This is a genomic window from Acinetobacter sp. ANC 4648, assembly GCF_002135345.1.
In the GTDB taxonomy this organism is placed as follows: Bacteria; Pseudomonadota; Gammaproteobacteria; order Pseudomonadales; family Moraxellaceae; genus Acinetobacter.
Map to the genome: position 1 here is coordinate 529,586 of NZ_NEGI01000002.1, position 15,966 is coordinate 545,551.

At 37.8% G+C, this 15,966-nt stretch carries 17 protein-coding genes; 9 read left to right on the forward strand and 8 right to left on the reverse strand.

Annotated elements, in window-relative coordinates:
- The first annotated feature begins 60 nt into the window (after positions 1-60).
- From B9T27_RS05575 to rsfS, 3 genes are all read left to right on the forward strand, one after another.
- Positions 61-927, forward strand: coding sequence for an NAD(P)-dependent oxidoreductase (locus tag B9T27_RS05575; RefSeq protein ID WP_086205845.1), 867 nt, complete (start codon positions 61-63; stop codon positions 925-927).
- Positions 928-978: 51 nt separating this feature from the next.
- Positions 979-1,776: a hydroxypyruvate isomerase family protein gene (locus B9T27_RS05580; protein WP_086205846.1), complete on the forward strand. Its 798-nt coding sequence runs from the start codon at positions 979-981 to the stop codon at positions 1,774-1,776.
- Positions 1,777-1,863: 87 nt separating this feature from the next.
- Positions 1,864-2,265: a ribosome silencing factor gene (gene rsfS, locus B9T27_RS05585; RefSeq protein WP_086205847.1), complete on the forward strand. Its 402-nt coding sequence runs from the start codon at positions 1,864-1,866 to the stop codon at positions 2,263-2,265.
- A 58-nt stretch (positions 2,266-2,323) separates the two neighbouring features.
- On the opposite strand, the gene B9T27_RS05590 is transcribed toward rsfS, so the two are convergent.
- The 4 genes from B9T27_RS05590 to B9T27_RS05605 form a co-directional block, all read right to left on the reverse strand.
- On the reverse strand, positions 2,324-3,550 hold the full coding sequence (locus B9T27_RS05590) for an ammonium transporter (protein WP_086205848.1): 1,227 nt from the start codon (positions 3,548-3,550) through the stop codon (positions 2,324-2,326).
- A 398-nt stretch (positions 3,551-3,948) separates the two neighbouring features.
- Complete coding sequence (locus tag B9T27_RS05595; protein ID WP_086205849.1) at positions 3,949-5,403, reverse strand: NAD(P)(+) transhydrogenase (Re/Si-specific) subunit beta; 1,455 nt, start codon at positions 5,401-5,403, stop codon at positions 3,949-3,951.
- Positions 5,404-5,415: 12 nt separating this feature from the next.
- Positions 5,416-5,730, reverse strand: coding sequence for a proton-translocating transhydrogenase family protein (locus tag B9T27_RS05600; RefSeq protein ID WP_086205850.1), 315 nt, complete (start codon positions 5,728-5,730; stop codon positions 5,416-5,418).
- 11 nt (positions 5,731-5,741) lie between these two features.
- On the reverse strand, positions 5,742-6,869 hold the full coding sequence (locus tag B9T27_RS05605; protein ID WP_086205851.1) for a Re/Si-specific NAD(P)(+) transhydrogenase subunit alpha: 1,128 nt from the start codon (positions 6,867-6,869) through the stop codon (positions 5,742-5,744).
- Between the two features lie 894 nt (positions 6,870-7,763).
- Between B9T27_RS05605 and B9T27_RS05615 the strand changes: the two genes are divergently transcribed.
- Both B9T27_RS05615 and B9T27_RS05620 read left to right on the forward strand, forming a co-directional pair.
- Positions 7,764-8,690: a DMT family transporter gene (locus B9T27_RS05615; protein ID WP_086205852.1), complete on the forward strand. Its 927-nt coding sequence runs from the start codon at positions 7,764-7,766 to the stop codon at positions 8,688-8,690.
- A 12-nt stretch (positions 8,691-8,702) separates the two neighbouring features.
- Positions 8,703-9,593 carry an LD-carboxypeptidase gene (locus B9T27_RS05620; protein WP_086205853.1) on the forward strand — a complete coding sequence of 297 codons (891 nt, stop codon included), beginning with the start codon at positions 8,703-8,705 and terminating at the stop codon, positions 9,591-9,593.
- On the opposite strand, the gene soxR is transcribed toward B9T27_RS05620, so the two are convergent.
- Entirely contained in the window at positions 9,576-10,097 is a 522-nt protein-coding gene (soxR, locus tag B9T27_RS05625; RefSeq protein WP_086205854.1) for a redox-sensitive transcriptional activator SoxR, read from the reverse strand. The two genes, B9T27_RS05620 and soxR, sit on opposite strands and share 18 nt — an antisense overlap.
- A gap of 71 nt (positions 10,098-10,168) precedes the next feature.
- Between soxR and B9T27_RS05630 the strand changes: the two genes are divergently transcribed.
- Positions 10,169-10,597: a RidA family protein gene (locus tag B9T27_RS05630; RefSeq protein ID WP_086205855.1), complete on the forward strand. Its 429-nt coding sequence runs from the start codon at positions 10,169-10,171 to the stop codon at positions 10,595-10,597.
- A 20-nt stretch (positions 10,598-10,617) separates the two neighbouring features.
- A complete protein-coding gene (locus tag B9T27_RS05635) occupies positions 10,618-11,808 on the forward strand; it encodes an MFS transporter (protein ID WP_086205856.1) in 1,191 nt (396 codons plus the stop codon).
- A 207-nt stretch (positions 11,809-12,015) separates the two neighbouring features.
- On the opposite strand, the gene B9T27_RS05640 is transcribed toward B9T27_RS05635, so the two are convergent.
- Positions 12,016-12,660, reverse strand: a complete 645-nt coding sequence (locus tag B9T27_RS05640; protein ID WP_086205857.1) for a HEPN domain-containing protein — start codon at positions 12,658-12,660, stop codon at positions 12,016-12,018.
- A 204-nt stretch (positions 12,661-12,864) separates the two neighbouring features.
- On the opposite strand from B9T27_RS05640, the gene dusA reads away from it, so the two are divergent.
- Entirely contained in the window at positions 12,865-13,869 is a 1,005-nt protein-coding gene (gene dusA / locus B9T27_RS05645) for a tRNA dihydrouridine(20/20a) synthase DusA (RefSeq protein ID WP_086205858.1), read from the forward strand.
- Between the two features lie 38 nt (positions 13,870-13,907).
- Here the strand turns inward: dusA and B9T27_RS05650 are convergent, their stop codons facing one another.
- A complete protein-coding gene (locus B9T27_RS05650; RefSeq protein WP_086205859.1) occupies positions 13,908-14,810 on the reverse strand; it encodes a LysR family transcriptional regulator in 903 nt (300 codons plus the stop codon).
- A 105-nt stretch (positions 14,811-14,915) separates the two neighbouring features.
- On the opposite strand from B9T27_RS05650, the gene B9T27_RS14855 reads away from it, so the two are divergent.
- Positions 14,916-15,059: a hypothetical protein gene (locus B9T27_RS14855; RefSeq protein WP_171263328.1), complete on the forward strand. Its 144-nt coding sequence runs from the start codon at positions 14,916-14,918 to the stop codon at positions 15,057-15,059.
- An 18-nt stretch (positions 15,060-15,077) separates the two neighbouring features.
- On the opposite strand, the gene B9T27_RS05655 is transcribed toward B9T27_RS14855, so the two are convergent.
- On the reverse strand, positions 15,078-15,848 hold the full coding sequence (locus tag B9T27_RS05655; RefSeq protein ID WP_086205956.1) for a ThiF family adenylyltransferase: 771 nt from the start codon (positions 15,846-15,848) through the stop codon (positions 15,078-15,080).
- Positions 15,849-15,966: the final 118 nt, after the last annotated feature.

Below are 15,966 nucleotides of genomic sequence, written 5' to 3' on the forward strand. Positions count from 1 at the left end.
ATTTCTCTTTGAAACTGTTCCAACTTTTTAAGAGTATCTGAGCTATTTGAGAATTCTATTATGAGTTTTAACCGCGAAACTAAAATTGCATTTTTAGGTATGGGTTTAATGGGTAGTCGCATGGCAACTCGACTATTACAAGCAGGTTTTGATGTTGCCATTTGGAATAGAACGTCCTCTGCCTGCGAAGCATTGCTAGATATGGGCGCAAAAATATTACAACTCGAGGAAATTAACCACTATCCAATTATCCTCACTTGTCTTGCTGATGATACTGCGGTAGATGATGTTTTTAATCAGATCCGATCTTTTTTAACCAAGAATCAAATTATCGTCGACTTTTCAAGTCTGTCCGTGGATAAAACCAAGCAGCTTGCACACCAAGCTCAGCAACAACAAGTCATTTGGATTGATTCTCCTGTTTCAGGCGGAACAGCTGGTGCAGAAAATGGAACCTTAGTGATCTTTGCTGGCGGTGATGCATCAACCATTCAAAACTTATCCACTGTTTACAATGTACTTTCTCAACGAGTCACTCGTATGGGCACTACAGGAACTGGTCAAGCAACAAAAATTTGCAATCAACTCATCGTAGCTGCAAACAGTGCTTTAATTGCTGAAGCCGTGGCATTAGCAGATTTAGCGGGTGTGGATACACGCTTACTGGCACCCGCACTCGCAGGTGGTTTTGCTGACTCCAAACCGCTTCAAATCTTAGTCCCTCGCATGGCAACACATTGCTTTGACCCCGTGCAATGGAAAGTACAGACGCTCTCTAAAGATTTGAATAATGCTGTGACTTTAGCACAACACTTTAATCTAAATATTCCTGTCGCGCAGCAAGCCTTATCTCAGTTGCAAGCACATCAAAACAATGGTTTTTCAGCTGCTGATTTAGCCAGTATCATTAAACAAGTTGAAAAATAAAGCATTGCCTACTACATTGGTAGTGAACGCCGTGATGCAAGGAGCAATATAATGACAAAACTCGCAGTAAACTTATCTATGATTTTTACTGAAGTCCCGTTAATTGAGCGCTTTGCATTGGCACATCAACATGGTTTTCAGCATATTGAAATTCAATTTCCATATGAGCTCAGCATTGATGATCTTCGCTCACAAATACAACTTTACGATTTAGATATTTGCCTCATCAATGTACCTGCTGGAGATTTAATGCAGGGTGGCTATGGGCTTGCTGGAATTCCAGGTCGAGAAATTGCCTTTCACCAAGCTCTGGAACTTGCTATTGAGTATGCAAGTGCCTTAAATATTCCAAGTGTTAATATTCTTGCCGGCAAACAACCTGAAGATGCCGATCTACTGCCATGCTTAAATACTTTAGCCAATAATTTAAAGCTCGCCTGTTACTTATTATCAGAACATAATATTCAACCCGTATTTGAAATGATTAACAGTACAGATATGCCCAGATTTTTGGTGCAAAATATTGCACAAGCTCAAGAAATTTTAGAGGTCGTGCAGCATCCAGCACTTAAAATGCAATATGATTGTTATCACATGGCCATGATGGGTGAAGATCTACTAGAGACTCTTAAAGAGAATATTGATTGGATTGGACATATTCAATTTGCAGATTGTCCTGGTCGGCATGAACCTGATACCGCTCAAATTAATTTCGAACCCATTTTTTTATGGTTATCGCAAAGTTCCTATACAGGTTTTATTTCTGCTGAATACAAGCCACAATCACATTCAGATCAATCCTTTACCTGGAAAGATAAATATTTTAATCATCATCAATCTTCTGAATAAAACGCATTAGGTAATTTTGTGATTTGAATTTTTTAGCTAAAGGCGTTATATTAGACGATGAGTGATTGTCAGGAAAATATACTTCATATGAATTTAGAACCATCGCCCAGCGCTTCTAATTCTCACGAACTCGCAACGAATTCTCAAAATAAAGCTGTACAGACTTGTTTAAAAGTTGTACATGAAGCGCTTTTAGATGTAAAAGCCAAAGAAATTATTGAAATGGATGTAAGCGCGATTAGCAATGTCTCTGATGCCATTGTTATTGCAAGCGGTACATCTACCCGTCATGTGAAAGCACTTGCCGATAATGTTGCTGATGAAGCGCGTAAAGCAGGATTTCGCCCGATTGGGGTCGAAGGTGAAAAAGATGCCGAATGGATCTTAGTCGATCTCGGACTTGTTGTCGTTCATGTCATGCTTCCAACTGCGCGTAAATTTTACGACCTTGAAAGCTTATGGCGTGGTGTTCCCGAGTCTGTAGCATAATTTTCAATAAAAAAGCGACTATAGGTCGCTTTTTTATTGTCGCACCTTTTGTCGTGATTCAATCAATTTGATTGGCATGCTTGGGTTGAAAAGAAACAATACCCTTAAACAGTATATAAGAGATCCCAAAGCTCCAAATAAATGCAACTAAGATACCAATACTCTGCGTAAACAAGGTCCCTTGAGACATGTCTTCAATTGCAGGATGCGGCGTCAATGCTACTGCCAATGTTCCCCACACCCCGCAAACCCCATGTACAACGACCACTTCACGAATATTCTTTGCATGTATCCAATGTTTTAATAATGACGGGATAAATAATGTTAAAGCCCCTGCAGTCATACCAATAATTGCTGCCGCAGATAAACTCACAAATCCACAACTTGCAGTAATAGCAACTAAACCACCCAGTGCCGCCTTAATTAAAGCCTCCCAAGACATGTGCTTAAGAAACAGTAAAGACAAACAAAGTGCAGCCAAAACAGAACCAACCAAGGCAGCAATTGCATTTGCTACAATCTCACCAATATCAACATGAATTGCCGAAATATAAACCACGTTAAGTCCAGACCACGCTAACCATAATACAAATCCAGCAAGTGCTAGGGATAAAATTTTATAATCACCAAAAATAATAGCTCGTTTCTTAATTTGATGTTTTTGATCTTTTCTTAAAACATAATATCCAGCTAATACAATCCAAGCAGCAATTGAGTGAACCACCGTCGAACCAGCAAAATCAATAAAACCTAATTGTTTTAGCCAACCAGTGCCATAAAATAAATTACCCCAAGCCCAGCTACTAAATAAAGGAAAAATAAAAGCTGCAATAATAAAACTAATCAAAGCATAAATATGAATCGATATTGTTGATGGAATAATTCGTCCTACGACTGTTGTTATCGTAGTCGTCATCAGCGTATAAAAGAACATTAAATTCCAGTGCCAACCATGCACAATTGTGAGTATCGGATGCGTTACATCGTATGTTGCCACTCCACTCATCACAAAACTTAGACCACTAAAAAGTATCCCACCAAGAATTGCCGCCACATAGTTCACACATAAGAATTGAATTGATTTTAAATTATGTTCACCACCACCCTCCACAACTGCAAATCCAGCTTGCATCAAGAGTACAAAAAAACCTCCCAACACCAGTAATTTAACATCATGTAATGCATTTAGAACTTTAAAATCACCATCTAACAATTGTACTTGTGCAAATATTTGAGTCGGAAGAAAGGCCAAGAACAAACAAATAAAACTTTTTAAAATCTTCATCTTGAAGCACCCTAAATGGCTTTTGCCAATCGTATAGAGTTTAAAATCATTATAATAATTAACTAATGTCACATATTTTATTCAATTTGAAACATATTATCCATATTTCAAATAAAATCAAATGATCTTTGCTCCAAATTAGAGCACAATTCAGACTGTCTTCCCAATTACTCAGTTCAAAAATACTCAAACCATATCTAAATGTAGATCAAACATCTACTCTCAATTTTTGAGCAAGACTCTGTCCAAATAACTTCAGTCAACCAAAGAGGCTACATCATATAATCTTTTATATATTGGATGCTTAGAACTCAACCTAAATTCAAAACTGATCTTACTAATTTATTTGAAAATAAAAAAACCACCCGAAGGTGGTTTTTAACATCAATATTTCAATATTAGTGACCAGAACCATTAATTGCCTTGGTCATATCTTCAACCACTTTTTTTGCATCACCAAAAATCATCATGGTCTTATCATTATAGAACAAGTCATTATCTAGACCAGCATAACCTGTTGCCATAGAACGCTTAATTACCATAATGGTTCGTGCTTTATGCGCTTCCAAAATTGGCATGCCATAAATTGGTGAAGTTGGATCATCTTTTGCCGCAGGATTAACCACGTCATTTGCACCAATCACCAGTACCACATCTGTTGCAGGGAAGTCTGTATTGATTTCATCCATTTCTAGGATATCATCATACGCTACATCTGCTTCTGCCAGTAATACGTTCATGTGACCCGGCATACGACCAGCCACTGGGTGAATCGCAAAACGAACTGTAACACCTTGTTCTTTCAAAATATTAGCTAGTTCTTTTACTGCATTTTGTGCACGACCTTGAGCCATACCATAACCCGGTACAATGACCACGCTATCGGCATTTGACATCAAGAAACCAGCATCATCGGCAGACCCTGAACGATGATTACGTTGAACTTTATCACCAGTTTGCGCTGTTGCAGCAACTGCGCCACCCATTGCCCCACCAAATAATACATTGATGATCGAACGATTCATGGCTTTACACATGATATAAGACAGAATCGCACCAGAAGAACCCACCAATGAACCTGCAACAATCAACATGTTATTTTCAAGGGTAAAACCAATACCTGCCGCAGCCCAACCCGAGAATGAGTTCAATAACGAAACCACTACCGGCATATCACCGCCACCGACTGGCGCAATCCAAACCCAACCTAAGAGCAATGCCAATGCTGTCATTGCCCAAAATGCTTGCATATTACCCGTGGTAAAGAAGTAAATACCACATGCCAACATCGCAACAAATACTAAAGCTTGAACAGGCTTAACCCATGTACCAGAAATGGTTTTTGCCCATTTTTTCGCAGCCAATTTACCATAAGCAAATACTGAGGCTGTAAAAGTAATCGCACCAACAAAACAGCCGACAAACAATTCAAATAAATGAACCTTGCTCATATGTGTATGTTGAACGCCAGCTGCCGTTAAAGCCGCTTCATTCTGAGTAAACAATGCAGTTAATTGGTTATTATGTAGAATTGCTGCAATTGCAATCAATACCGCAGCCAAACCAACCAATGAGTGCATCAAAGCCACAGTTTCTGGCATTTGTGTCATTGGTACTGTGCGTGCACGAGCAACACCCACAATTGCACCCAACACCATCGCGCCACCAATCATCCAAATTACAGGATGATTGGCAATAAAAAATGTAGTTATAACCGCAATAGCCATTGCGATCATACCGTAACGATTACCCTGAATTGCCGTCTTAGGACCTGACAAACCACGAAGCGTCAAAATAAAGAGGATCGCGCCAACGAGGTACAACCAATTTGCATTTGCTTGAATAAATTCCATATCAATGCCCTCTTATTTCTTTTGCTTAGGCTTGAACATTTCTAGCATGCGTGCAGTTACTGCAAAGCCACCAAAAATATTAATACTTGCCAAAAATACCGCAACCGCACCAAGTACGCTTACAACGTTAACACTTTGAAATGCGACATTGGCATCGACACCCAAAACAGGCATACCCACAGTTTGTAACATCGCACCAACCACAACAATTGATGAAAGTGCATTGGTTACAGCCATAAGTGGCGTATGTAATGCAGGTGTTACCCCCCAAACCACGTAGTAACCCACAAAGATGGCAAGGACGAAAATTGTAATCGTTTCAACCATGAAATTTCTCCTTAACCACGCTTTAACAGCACTTGGCCGCCATGAGTTACCAGTAGAGCTTTTTGGATTTCATCTTCCTGATTGACTGCAAAATTTTTCTCTGCATCAAACAAAGTTTCTACGAAATTAAAAACGTTACGTGCATACAGTGCTGAAGCTTCCGTCGACACTGTAGAAGGAATGTTGGGAATACCTAAAATTGTCACCCCATTACTCGTGACAACATTTTCACCACATTTAGAACCTTCAACATTACCCCCCGTTTCAACTGCCATATCAAGGATGATTGAACCCGGTTTCATTTTGCTCACAGTTTCAGTTTTAATTAAACGTGGTGCATCACGACCAGGTAATAGTGCAGTGGTAATAACAATATCTGCATTCGCAACTGCTTTATCGACAATAGCGGCTTGATCTTGAATGTATTGCTCACCTGGCATCCATCCATAACCATTTTTTGCAGCATCAGCAGCTTTTTGCTTTTCTTCATCAGACATTGGTACGTCTAACCACTTACCACCTAGAGATTCAACTTGATCTCGTGCAGTCGGACGTAAATCTGTTGCTTCAACCACAGCACCCAAACGTTTTGCAGTCGCAATCGCTTGTAAGCCCGCAACACCAACACCCATAATCACAACACGCGCAGGCTTAACAGTCCCTGCAGCAGTCATCAACATAGGGAACATCCGTTGATATTCCGCAGCAGCCAACAGTACAGATTTATAACCTGCCAAGTTGGCTTGTGAAGATAAAACATCCATATTTTGTGCACGAGAAAGCGTACGAGGCAAAAGCTCTAATGCAAATGCAGACACTTGTTGTGAGGCAAATTGGTCAAGTAGTGTATTTCGGTAGGGGTCAAACATTGCGATTAATGCTGTATTCGCCGCAAGTTTTTGAATCTCATCACCTTGTGGTGAACGAACCTTCAAAATCATCTGGCTGCCTGTATAGGCATCTTCCGTAATTTTTGCACCGACCTGTTCATAGGCACTGTCAATGTAAGCAGCTTTTACACCTGCTCCACGTTCAATGACTACGCTATGACCTGCGTTAATCAACTTCTTTACTGTCTCTGGCGTAGCAGCTACACGATTTTCACCGACGACAGTTTCGGTTGGGATTCCGATCTGCATGAGCATTCCTCAAGCTAATTTTTCTTCAAGTCAACATCGCGAATAACGATGCTTCCCTCTAGGATGCGTTGTTCTGAATTTTTGGATTCTAATTGAACTAATTTAAATTACTACCCAATATTTATTTAATAAATGCCTATATTTTGAACTGACGGTTCATAAATATAATTACACGACATACCATATATATATTTAAGTGATATTTAAATCTACATTCTGAGTTCCAATTCCACTTGCATACAACATTTTATTTGTAGAACGTCTTTCATAATTTGATCCTCAAAATTTTCTTCTCCCTAGTCTGATTGACCTAATCAACAAAATTCTTCATTTTTTTAGATTTTCCAAATGACTTTATTTGTATAGGGAATCTAACTTTTATTGCTTATTTTTTAATTAAATTAGCATTTCTGACAATTTATAACAGATAATTGAGATGATTAATTGGCTGATAATTCACTATTCTTGGTCAGCATAGTGAGTCATTTTTTTAATAGAAAATCAATTTAATTAACAATTCAATATACTTGGCTTGACCTGAGTAATTTTATGAACAAGAAGTATAAAAAGATCAAGATAATATTTTAAAAAATTTATTCGCCATTTTGCCAAATGATGATGTTCGATTGGAATCACTCTCTAAATCACTGATTTGCACCAAATTGATGCAATTTCAATCATAAATTTGTTTTATATATCATCTTATTTTTATTTATCACTACTAATATCTGAGCCGAAAATGAGAAATTTGCCATTTTTACAGCTGATTAACATTCCGTTTTTTGATAGAACTGATTCTTTTTTTGCATTTCACCTCTAAAACGAAAATCTTTATACTTCATCCTTCACATGTTTTATGCCTCTAGATAAAACAAATTCGATAAAGTGAGTGGTATGAAGTTTAAATTATCAAGCACGCAATTAGGTTCTATCTTTGCGTTATGTGCTGCCTTCCTCTTTAGCACCAAAGCTATCTTTATTAAACAGACCTATGCACTCTCCCCTTTGGTCGATAGTACAGTCTTAATGGCACTAAGAATGACCAGTGCCCTACCTTTCTTCCTTTTAATCTGCTGGTTGAATCGTCATCGTAATCAAAATATTTCTATCCAAGATTGGATGCTGCTCGTTTTAGCTGGATTAATCGGCTATTACTTTTCCAGTTGGCTCGACTTTACTGGCTTGATGTACATCAGTGCCTCCTTGGAACGTATTATTTTATTTTTATATCCAACGTTAACGGTTATTGCATCAAGTGCTATTTATAAACAACGACTTAGTTTCAAAAGCATCTTTGCGATTGCATTAAGCTACGGTGGAACAGTCATTGTCATGCTACAAGAACAAAGTACGGTTCCCCATGAAGGAAACTTCTGGTTAGGCGTTAGCTTGATCTTTGCGAGTGCCATTAGTTTTGCAAGTTATTTATTACTTACGCCACGACTGATTCAAAAATTTGGTTCTTGGAACTTTACTGGTTTAGCTTTAAGTATTGCGTGTTTAGGTACTTTGACTCATTTTATCATGGTCACCCCAAATCCTGTTCGCTTACTCAATCAATTACCAGCTGAAGTAATTTGGTATGGGGTTGCATTAGGTTTATTGGTTACCGTCCTTCCAACCATTCTGATTGCGCAAAGTATTTCACGTTTAGGCGCAGCACAATCGGCCATGATTGGATCGATTGGCCCTATTCTGACGATTATTTTAGCTGTGGCTTTTTTAGGCGAACACATGAATGCAATACAATGGTTTGGTTGCTTACTGAATATCATTGGTGTCATGATGATTACCTTATCTAAGAAGAAACTTGCACATTAGTCAGGATTAAATATGCATTTCAGAGTTGTTTCCCCCAGTGCTTGCGTCGATATTGAAAAAATACAATTGGCACAGAATCTACTTGAAAACCTAGGACACCAAGTCAGTTTATCTGAACATGTTTTTGCGCAATATCGTTATTTAGCTGGCACTGTAGAGCAACGTATTCTAGATTTAAAAAATGCTTGTTTAGACCCTACTGTAGATGCCATTTGGTGTGGTCGTGGTGGTACAGGTGCCGCTGAATTAGTACCGTATTTAAGTGATTGGATTTTAAAAAAACCTATTATTGGTTATTCTGACAGTACTGTTTTACTGAATTATATTGCAATGCAAGGAGGCCAAGCCTTACACGGCCCTGTATTTCAGGAAATTGCAGTCAAAAATTTAAATAACGAACCACTTTCTTATGATGCATTAAAGGTCATTCGCTTACTTTCGACAGCGCAAACAACTACTGAATCAAATAAAAACAGCCATTATGCTTTATCTGCATTAAATACCTTCGCTCAACAAGATTCAAAACTTAACAAGCTACAGCTTTTAGGCGGAAATTTAACTGTTCTATGCAGCTTACAAGGCACAGCAAATGCTCTTAAAGTGAAGCAACCCAGCATTTTATTATTGGAAGATGTCGGTGAACCCTACTATCGTCTAGAACGCTCATTAGTCCAACTTTTACAAAGCATTGATACAACTCAGCTTAAAGCGGTAGTGCTTGGAGATTTCTATCAATGCCCACAAAAAAATGTACCGCACAGTATTACCGAAATTTTCAGTGAGCATTTTAATCCATTAGCCATACCACTTTATCAATGTAATTGGTTTGGTCATGGGACTCATAATCGTCCTTTTTGGATTGGTCAGTCGGGATCAATACAAGATTCACAACTCATCCTCTAAAATTTCAGCAGATGAAACATTCTGGTTTAATAAAGTACTGAGTACATCTTGAAAATGAGCCCCTGCTGACTCCTGTGCAAATTGATCTTCTGGATTACGTAGGGGGCACTGTTTCAATGACAAACATCCACAGCCTATACATTTATCTAATTGCTGCCTAATTTGCAATAAACTCACAATATTTTGATCTAGCTGTGCTTGCCAAGTTTGTGACATCTTCTTCCAATCCTGTTTACTCGCAACCTCATGTTTCGGTAACACAGAAAATGCATCCTTGACCTGTTGTAAACTTATTCCCACTTGTTGAGCAACTTTAATAATCGCGACTCGCCTCAGCATAGCTCGTTGATAGCGACGCTGATTTCCTGCAGTTCGAGTACTCCAAATGAGTTCTTTGGCTTCATAAAACCTTAAAGCAGGCACACTGACATCACTTCGTTCAGCCAACTCACCAATGCTGAGCCATTGATTTAACTGTTTTTGATCATCTATTTTTTCTATCAATTTAAGCTTGACCTCAAGTTAACTTTAGCTTTGATACTAACAAAATTATCAAACTAGATATGGAAAAACTTATGAATTCAAAAATTGGTTTTCCAATGCGATCCTTTCAACTCGTTAACCCAAAGACACTTTATAATCCACGACCTTTTGCGTATAGTCACATCGCTGAAGTTAAACACTTTCTACGTGTACTTCACATTTCAGGACAAGGTGGTGAAAACCAACGAGGACAACTATCTCTAGATTTCTCTGAACAGACACAACAAGCTTTTTTAAATTTAAAAAATGCTTTGGAAGCGGTCGATGCCGCTCTTTTAGATATTGCTGTGTTAAGAGTTCTAGTGGTTGATCACAGCTCTAAAAAGCATCAGTTTTTAATTCAGGAAATGCAACAGCTTTGGAAAGATCAAGATTTCCCTGCTTGTACACTTATTCCTGTTCCGTGTCTTGCGATACAAGGTATGCTCATTGAAATTGAAGCTACTGCTTATTGTATGTAACAAACAAGCTAGGAAGTCTTATGAATCCCCCACTCGATATTAGCCAAAATAAACCCTTATTATGGCTCATGGCCATTGCCTGCGGTTTATGTGCTGGTGCCAACTATTACTGCCAACCCCTAGTACATTCCATTCAACAATACTTTAATGTGCCAGAGTCACAAGTGGCTTTGACTGTTACTTTTGCTCAGGTGTCTTATGCTCTAGGACTGTTACTTATTGTTCCTATGGGTGACATTGTAAATAAAACCAAGTTCATTCCAGTGCTGATGTTCTTTGCTGCAATCGGTTTATTACTCTGTGCCTTTGCAGTAAATTTGCCTATGTTATGGGCTGGAACCATTATTGCAGGGCTTTTTTCTGTAGCAGCACAAGTTTTGATTCCCTTAGCAACCATGGCAGTAAAACCTGAAAAAACTGGAGAAGTGGTTGGCTTCCTGATGAGTGGTCTTCTTGTGGGGCTATTACTATCCACTAGCTTAGCAGGACTGCTATCCAACTTATTCAATTGGAAGCTAATCTATGCGGTTAGTGCAGTATTAATGCTCATTATCGCTTTTTTACTCAAATTAAAATTACCGCATGTCCCTATCATGAAAATGAGTTATGCCAAAATTTTCCAATCGATGGGTCATTTACTCAAGCAAGAGCCTCGCTTACTGTATCGAGCATTGGTCGGTGGTTTTGCCTTTGCAGCCATGAGTATTCTATTTTCTACCATCGCAGTATTACTCACCTCTGAACCCTTTAACCTACCCGATGTACTGGTAGGGGTAGCGACTCTGATTGGTGTCTTTGGTGCATTATCGACCACTAAAATTGGTAAAATTGCAGATCGTGGACACACTAAAGCACTGACTTGGATTGGGATCATGATTCTTGCAATCAGCTGGGGCTTCCTTTATTTCGGTGGACAGTCACTAGTCAGTTATGTGATTGGTTATGGCATTATCAACTTCGGTTTAGCCACGGTACATAGTAGTAATCAAAATATTATTTTCAGACTACGTCCTGATGCTAAGTCTCGAATTAATTCAATTTATATGACCATCTATTTCATCGGTGGTGCATGTGGTTCGGCACTCGGTATATATGCATGGCACCATGGTGGATGGGTCATGACTTGTATCGCGGGACTTTGCCTAGTCATCGGCTCTGCTTTCTTCGCTTTGCTCGATATGCTTTATCATTCAAAAACACAAACAGCATAAACAAAAGATCACGGCTAAATATAAAAATTATCGTTAAACAGCACAAGATAGGTAATATAAACATTGCCTATCTTGTGAATGATCAAGAGATCCATTCAGCCCATAAATTTGATTTATTCTTAACCCTGATAGTTTAGCTAAATATTGCATCCATTAAATGATATATCAGTAAAAGTTAAATTCTCCTTTAAAGATAGAGTCTAGAAACTAAGACATCTGCACAACGGGATAAAAAGGTTTTTCTAAATCTAGAGTTTGAGCATTCTCTAATAACAGACGAATAAAAATAGGAATGAACGCAGACAAAATATTACAACTGTCTTGTAATTGCTGGCGATTCACAGAACTTTTATATGTAACTCCACCAGATAAAATTTGCTGTTTTAACGTATATAAGCGACTAAAAAGCATACATAAAATATCGACTGAATCCTTTTTTTGCAGCGCTTGATAAACTTTTTGTTTTTCTTGCTCGAACTCTTTTTTCCAAGAAAATTGACTAATTTTATTATTTTGGTAGTCCCAAAATTCTTGGAAAGCATAAGGATGATTTAAAAGTACTCGAATTGGTAAACTCATTTTTTCCCAAAGAAGATAATCAATTCTATGCTCAGCATCTGCCTGAAAAATCGCTTCTAAAAATGTCCTAAAGGTTGGTTTATCTTGCGTAACAACCAACTCTTGTGCATAGATTGCATTAAATGAAATCCAAAGACAGATAAATTTCATATCTAAATCATCATCCAATTGCACAGCTCTTTTAAACCAACTGAGACCACGATGAATTCTTAAATTAAATTGATCTGTATTTTCACACTTTTTACTTTTAAATATTTCTTCTAAAACAAACATTATGCCCCCAAATTATTTTTATTGATTATTTAACATACGTAAATATCATTTATTTCACAATACTTCAATTGGCTAGATTATTCTTATTTTTGTAATAACAATCATATTGTTAAGCTGTATTAATAATATGATTATTAGGCTTTACTGTTGCTTTTTCAATAAAGCACGTATAATTCTGCGCTCTTAATACTCTAGGTCTAGTCTATGTCTTCAATCCAAGCTTTACAGCCCCGTATCTCGGTTGCCCCGATGATGGATTGGACGACACGTGATTATCGTTTTTTTGCGCGCCTATTTAATCCAAATGCAATTTTATATACCGAAATGGTGACGACAGGTGCAATCCTATTTGGTGGAGCAAACCGTCATTTAGACTACAACCACGAAGAGCACCCAATTGTGTTACAGCTTGGCGGTTCAAATCCGAAAGATTTAGCAACCTGTACTAAAATGGCTCAGGATTGGGGCTATGATGAAGTTAATTTAAATGTTGGCTGCCCAAGTGATCGAGTACAAAATAATAAGATTGGTGCTTGCTTAATGGCGGAGCCCGACTTGGTTGCAGAATGTATTGCCGAAATGCGCAACGCTGTTGAGATCCCAGTTACAGTCAAACACCGTGTTGGTATTGATGATATGCAGTCTTATGAAGAGATGCTACATTTTGTCGACACTGTTGCCAAAACAGGTTGTGATAATTTTATCGTACATGCTCGTATTGCATTACTTCAAGGATTATCGCCAAAAGAAAACCGCGATGTGCCACCTTTGCGTTATGAAGACGTTTACCGTTTAAAGCAAGATCGTCCAAATTTAATCATTGAAATCAATGGTGGAATTAAAACTTTTGCCGAAACACAAGAGCATTTAAAACACGTTGACGGTGTAATGATTGGTCGTGAGGCCTATCATAATCCGTATTTATTGGCTGAACTTGGGCAATTGTGGAGCTTAGAAGCTCCGAATCGCTTTGAAATTATCGAGCAAATGCTGCCTTATATTGCTAAACGTCTACAAGAAGGCGCACCGCTTTCAATTATTACCCGCCATATTTTAGGACTCTTCCAAAATCTTCCAGGTGCTCGTAAATGGCGTCAGGCTTTAAGTGGCGGTAATGCAAAAACTTTTGCTGACCTTGAAAATGCTATTCAGAATATTAAAGAGACGATGCAACGTACTGAAGATTATTTGCAAGAAAATCAAGCATAAGAAATGAAGGCTCCTGATTGGGAGCCTTATTTTTCATATTAAAATTGATGCTTTAAAAAATAGTCCGCTAATGCTGCTGCACAATCCTGAATTAACTGCTCTTTCTCTTTGTTCCACACTATCATAACTTCTGAAAGTACTCGTCCATTTTCTAAAGGCAATAACTGAACCTGTTCAGGTAAAATACTTTGGAATTCTTCAGGCACGATACAAATACCCAAGTTTGCAGCAACTAATTGTAATTGCGATATTTTTCTGGATTGAACCTGTGCTTTTCTAGGGAAAAAACCCTGAGTTAAACATAAGTTTGATACCAAATAACTTAAGCCACCACGCATTGCGTGTGGCGTTGAAATAAATTTTTCTTCCCTTAAATCAAGAACTTTTACGGCCTCAACCTGATTAAAATATGGATGGTGTTTATGACATGCTAAATATAAAGGCTGAGCATAAATTGTCACAGCATTCAACTCATCTAAGGTATGTAAAACAGGTGGCCGAATAAAGCCAATATCAATTTCCCCCTTTAATAGCGCCATAACTTGGTATTCCGAAGATAAAGTATTGATTTCAAAATTAACGTGATAGGTTGAACCTACCGATTTTAATGCATCAATTTTCGTAAAATCCATCAAAATACTACTTGAGTGTGCAATTTTAATAATCTGATCTGCACCTTTTGCAATATTCTGTGAAAACTCAATAATTTCAGCCATATTCTGTAAATTATTTTTAATTTTTCGATAAAAAACTTCACCAGCAGATGTAAGTTTGACACGCTTTTCAGTTCGATCAAAAATTTGGAAATCTACTTCCTCTTCAAGCAGTTTAACTTGTCGACTTAAAGCAGACTGTGCAATAAATAATTTTTCAGAAGCTGCAGTAAAACTACCTTCTTCTACAATTCTAATCAGATAGTTAAATTGCTTAAGTGTGGGCATATGCATCTCAAAATTAGATAGATAACTCTGTTTTTCATATTAGATTAGAACATTAAATTTCACTAGAATTTAAAAACTTGATGAGGCGATAAAAGAGGTCAGTTAATGCATAAAGCTCAAAAAATTGGAATGCTTGCGCTCATTGTTTTATTTATTTTATTTTTGAATTATTACGATAAAAAATTAGCCGATATCTCAGGAAATAAATCGAATCACATTCAAGATAATTCAATTCTGCTCAATGATTAATATCCAAAAAAGCGAAGTCTAAGACTTCGCTTTTTTCATATCTAACTTTTTTAATACTTCTGCTACAGCCACCATTGCAAAACTTGATGTCACCACAACCGCCGAGCCATAACCACCGCAACGGAGACCAGCACTGGCACATACATTTTCACTTGAAAAAGGATTATCAATTGAATAGATACAACTAATACCAAACTTTTCTTTGGGCTTTTTACAAATGCCTTTTGCACGTAACTGAGTCCGAAGTTTTGCCAACATCGGATCTTGTTCTGTTTTAGATAAATCAGCGACTCGGATCTTTAAGGGATCTAGTTTTCCACCCGCGCCACCAGACACAATCAATGGAATTTTATTAAAACGACAATGTAACATGAGTGCCAATTTGGCTTTCACATCATCGATGCAATCTAAAATGATATCGGGCGTATTGGCTAAAATTTCAACCACATTCTCAGGCGTTAAATAATCATCAATTAAATTAATTTTGATCCTCGGATTAATTGAATAACAGCGCTCAGCCATTACCTCAATTTTCTCACGACCTAAAGTTGACGTCATCGCTGGAAGTTGACGATTAATATTAGAGGCAGCAATAGCATCCATATCCACCAAGGTGAGTTCACCTAACCCTGTACGTGCGAGAGCTTCTACAGCCCATGAGCCAACACCGCCAATACCAATCACCATGACATGGCTTTTTTCATAATGACTAAAAGTATCATCTCCATAAATTTTAGCTACACCTACAAAACGGCGGTCATATTCATCATCTTGGAGCAGATCAGTCATTGCATACATCGAAATAAATTTATTTAAACCTATTTTACTGTTTTTCTTGAATGACGTCTTGCCTGACATTACAAATAAAAAAAGCCCTGCATATAGCAGGGCTTGGAGAACTCTAAAT

Excerpts from the sequence above, each read along its gene's own strand:
- B9T27_RS05575 (WP_086205845.1), top strand. The coding sequence starts at position 61 with ATGAGTTTTAACCGCGAAACTAAAATTGCATTTTTAGGTATGGGTTTA.
- B9T27_RS05580 (WP_086205846.1), top strand. The coding sequence starts at position 979 with ATGACAAAACTCGCAGTAAACTTATCTATGATTTTTACTGAAGTCCCG.
- rsfS (WP_086205847.1), top strand. The coding sequence starts at position 1,864 with ATGAATTTAGAACCATCGCCCAGCGCTTCTAATTCTCACGAACTCGCA.
- B9T27_RS05590 (WP_086205848.1), bottom strand. The coding sequence starts at position 3,550 with ATGAAGATTTTAAAAAGTTTTATTTGTTTGTTCTTGGCCTTTCTTCCG.
- B9T27_RS05595 (WP_086205849.1), bottom strand. The coding sequence starts at position 5,403 with ATGGAATTTATTCAAGCAAATGCAAATTGGTTGTACCTCGTTGGCGCG.
- B9T27_RS05600 (WP_086205850.1), bottom strand. The coding sequence starts at position 5,730 with ATGGTTGAAACGATTACAATTTTCGTCCTTGCCATCTTTGTGGGTTAC.
- B9T27_RS05605 (WP_086205851.1), bottom strand. The coding sequence starts at position 6,869 with ATGCAGATCGGAATCCCAACCGAAACTGTCGTCGGTGAAAATCGTGTA.
- B9T27_RS05615 (WP_086205852.1), top strand. The coding sequence starts at position 7,764 with ATGAAGTTTAAATTATCAAGCACGCAATTAGGTTCTATCTTTGCGTTA.
- B9T27_RS05620 (WP_086205853.1), top strand. The coding sequence starts at position 8,703 with ATGCATTTCAGAGTTGTTTCCCCCAGTGCTTGCGTCGATATTGAAAAA.
- B9T27_RS05630 (WP_086205855.1), top strand. The coding sequence starts at position 10,169 with ATGAATTCAAAAATTGGTTTTCCAATGCGATCCTTTCAACTCGTTAAC.
- B9T27_RS05635 (WP_086205856.1), top strand. The coding sequence starts at position 10,618 with ATGAATCCCCCACTCGATATTAGCCAAAATAAACCCTTATTATGGCTC.
- B9T27_RS05640 (WP_086205857.1), bottom strand. The coding sequence starts at position 12,660 with ATGTTTGTTTTAGAAGAAATATTTAAAAGTAAAAAGTGTGAAAATACA.
- dusA (WP_086205858.1), top strand. The coding sequence starts at position 12,865 with ATGTCTTCAATCCAAGCTTTACAGCCCCGTATCTCGGTTGCCCCGATG.
- B9T27_RS05650 (WP_086205859.1), bottom strand. The coding sequence starts at position 14,810 with ATGCCCACACTTAAGCAATTTAACTATCTGATTAGAATTGTAGAAGAA.
- B9T27_RS14855 (WP_171263328.1), top strand. The coding sequence starts at position 14,916 with ATGCATAAAGCTCAAAAAATTGGAATGCTTGCGCTCATTGTTTTATTT.
- B9T27_RS05655 (WP_086205956.1), bottom strand. The coding sequence starts at position 15,848 with ATGACTGATCTGCTCCAAGATGATGAATATGACCGCCGTTTTGTAGGT.